At 64.1% G+C, this 2,318-nt stretch carries 3 protein-coding genes and 1 pseudogene; 3 read left to right on the top strand and 1 reads right to left on the bottom strand.

Annotation, left to right across the window (positions count from 1 at the left end; genetic code table 11):
- Nucleotides 1–817 (bottom strand): ABC transporter substrate-binding protein (locus C2U70_RS32300; RefSeq protein ID WP_140982749.1); only part of this gene is annotated, 817 nt, incomplete at its 3' end.
- A 247-nt stretch (nucleotides 818–1,064) separates the two neighbouring features.
- Here C2U70_RS32300 and C2U70_RS32295 point away from each other — a divergent pair.
- The 3 genes and pseudogenes from C2U70_RS32295 to C2U70_RS32285 form a co-directional block, all read left to right on the top strand.
- Nucleotides 1,065–1,418 (top strand): hypothetical protein, encoded by a 354-nt coding sequence (locus tag C2U70_RS32295; protein WP_140982746.1) that lies wholly within the window; start codon nucleotides 1,065–1,067, stop codon nucleotides 1,416–1,418.
- Nucleotides 1,419–1,539: 121 nt separating this feature from the next.
- A complete protein-coding gene (hisE, locus tag C2U70_RS32290) occupies nucleotides 1,540–1,944 on the top strand; it encodes a phosphoribosyl-ATP diphosphatase (RefSeq protein WP_140982743.1) in 405 nt (134 codons plus the stop codon).
- 54 nt (nucleotides 1,945–1,998) lie between these two features.
- Nucleotides 1,999–2,318, top strand: a pseudogene (locus C2U70_RS32285) (DedA family protein); the annotation flags it as partial.

Here is a 2,318-nt window from a genome sequence, read left to right as displayed (position 1 = left end):
CGACGTCATCGACGGCGCGCTCGGGGTCCTTCACGGTCGCGTTGAGGCCTGCGATCAGGGCGCGCATAAAACCCCTCACGGCGTCGGGCTTTGCGGCGGCGAAGGCCGGGTTGACCACGACGGCAAAGCCATAGGCTTCGCAGCCATAATCGGCATAGCGCAACACCACGAGGTCGCCCGCGGGCACGCCGCGGTCGCGCAGATTGACGGCCGACAGATACGAGAAGCCGGCGACCGCATCGACTTGCCCGGCGGAGAGGATCGGCTCGCGCACTGCGGCGCTCATCTTGTAGAATTTCACATGCGCCGCGTTGATACCGTTACGATGCACGAGCGCGGGCCAGAGGCGGAACGACAGGTCGCTCTCGGCCACGCCCATCGTCTTGCCGTCGAGATCGGACAACGCGTGGATGCCGCGGCTCTTGCGGGCGATGATGGCGTAGGGCGCACGGTTGAACAGCACGAATACCGCCTTTACGGCCGGCGCGTCCGCCTTGTCGCGAAAGCGGATCAACTCGTTGATGTCGACGAGCGCGAGGTCGCTGTCGCCTTTGGCGACACGCGCCAGCGCCTCGGGCGAGCCGGCGGCATGATTTAAGGTGACGCTGAGATGCTCGGCGCCAAACAGCCCGCTGCGCTGTGCGACGACAAACGGCGCCATGCTGGAATCCAGCGGACGATCGAAGGCGAACTGCACCGCAACGTTCGGTGAGGCGTCTCCTGCCTGCGCGTCGCGCGCGGCCGGGCCGAGGAGGGCCGCAAGGCCGATCCAGAGCGTCAGCAGGCTGCGGAGGACGGATGTCGGACACGCGCGCATCAGGTCATGCCGGATTTTCGTTGAGTGTTCTTGATGACGCTGCACAGCGATGACGCTGCACAGCGCCGGCGGCTTTCAGTCTGTCCGATCAAACCTGAACGGGGGATGAGCGGAATGCGTCATGATTTCGCAATCTTTCCGCGAAGTTTTGTCGCGTTCATCTTGCGTTGGGGTTGGGGAACCCAAGATGGGATCTGTGGGTTGTGGAGGCACGAGCCTGTCCACAGGCACCACGGAGGTCCTTGAGATGTTCGATCGGTTTTCAAAATTTGCCGGCCGCAAGGCCGTTCTTGCCACCGCGGCGGTGGTCGCTCTGACCGCCGCTGCGCCCACCGCCTCTTACGCCGGCGGCCGTCACTGGCATGGTGGCGGTGGCGGCGCGGCGGCAGCCGCGGTCTTCGGCCTCGCCGCGACCGGCCTTGCGATCGCGGCGACCCGCGACGCCTATGCCTATGACTACGCCCCTGGCTATTACGGCGGCGGACCGGTGTATTATAGCGACCCGGGCTACTATTATGGGCCCCGGTACAATCAGGAAGGCAACTACGGCGGCTACACGACGCCACCGCGCGTCTGCCGCTGGGGTTACGGCAGCTGTTAGCCATTCGGCCAGCACTCTGTTGACCAAGAAAGGCCGGCGCCCTTGCGGGGCCGGCCTGTTTTTTGCTTTAATTGCCAGACGTTAACACGCTTGCCATTTGTTTCGAGTAGTTTTGAGTACCATGAGTGATTCGCTTGAGCGGCTATATCTGGCTGTACTCGCGGCCAGGGATCTCGATCCGCAGACGTCGCGGACTGCACGGCTGTTTCAGCGCGGCCCTGCCAAAATGGCGAAAAAACTGGCCGAGGAAGCCATCGAGGTCGTGATCGACGCGGTCAATGGCGACAGCCAGGCCGTGATCCGGGAAAGCGCCGACCTGCTCTACAATCTCACCGTACTCTGGGCCTCTGCTGGCGTTCGCCCCGAGGACGTCTGGCGCGAGATGTCGCGACGCGAGGACATGCTCGGGATCGCCGAGAAGCTGCCAAAATCCACGGTGAAATTGCCCAAAGTCGGGGCTCCCCGCGTCGCCGCTCGGCGGCCAATTGTCGCGCTGGAAGGCCGCACCGCCCGCAAGCGGCACTAGGCCTACCGAAATCACCGCAAACCGGTCCCATCTCGCCATGGACAAATCGGCCCCATGGTGCTTCATCGCGGCGCCATGCTGAAACGTATCTACGACTGGTGCATCGACGCCGCCCACAAGCCTTACGCGCTCTGGATCATGGGAGCCGTGGCCTTCGCCGAAAGCTCCTTCTTCCCCATCCCTCCGGATGTGATGCTGATTCCGATGTCGCTGGCGCGCCCGCAGCGCGCCTGGCTCTATGCCACCGTCTGCACCGTGACCTCGGTGCTCGGTGGCCTGTTGGGCTATGCCATCGGGGCGCTGCTCTTTGACTCCGTCGGTCACTGGCTGATCCAGGTCTACGGCCTCGGCGACAAGGTTGAAGCCTTCCGCGC

The sequence above is a fragment of the Bradyrhizobium guangdongense genome, assembly GCF_006483445.1.
GTDB classification, from domain to species: Bacteria; Pseudomonadota; Alphaproteobacteria; order Rhizobiales; family Xanthobacteraceae; genus Bradyrhizobium; species Bradyrhizobium guangdongense_A.
Note: the sequence above shows the minus strand (reverse complement) of the source record. Positions and strands in the feature narration are given on the sequence as shown.

Coding starts and splice junctions, on each gene's coding strand:
- C2U70_RS32295 (WP_140982746.1), top strand. CDS start 1,065: ATGTTCGATCGGTTTTCAAAATTTGCCGGCCGCAAGGCCGTTCTTGCC.
- hisE (WP_140982743.1), top strand. CDS start 1,540: ATGAGTGATTCGCTTGAGCGGCTATATCTGGCTGTACTCGCGGCCAGG.